The 419-nt window shown below is 65.6% G+C and carries 1 pseudogene; it reads right to left on the reverse strand.

Annotated elements, in window-relative coordinates:
• A pseudogene (locus tag J1M44_RS11365) lies at positions 1 to 419 on the reverse strand (hypothetical protein); the annotation flags it as partial.

Below are 419 nucleotides of genomic sequence, written 5' to 3' on the forward strand. Positions count from 1 at the left end.
GCGCTGTGTGGTGCCGGTGAGGCGGATGGACAGCGTGTCCATGAACTTGAGGACGTTGTCGTAGGTGCGGTCGGCGTTGCCGAGCGGGGGATGCTCGAACTTGAGCCGGTTGACCACTCGGTGGGCGATGAACAATCCGACACCGCCGGTGACGACGATGACCGTCAGCGCCAGTGGCAGGTTAAACCCGTGCCACAGGGCCAGGTGGTAGGGCTCCTGGCCGTAGGACGGCAGGGTCCGCGCGCACGGGCTGACGATGCGGTCGACGATGGAGGAGCCGAATCCCGCGATGAGTCCGAGTACCGCCAGGAAAGCAGGCGTTGCCAGGAACAGTGCGGCCGGTGCGTGCATGTTCTTCACCGACGGGCTCGGACGCTTGAGTTGCTTGCGGCCGAAGGCACCCCAGACGAAGCGGATGC

The sequence above is a fragment of the Micrococcus sp. KRD128 genome (genome assembly GCF_017168395.1).
Taxonomy (GTDB): domain Bacteria; phylum Actinomycetota; class Actinomycetes; order Actinomycetales; family Micrococcaceae; genus Micrococcus; species Micrococcus luteus.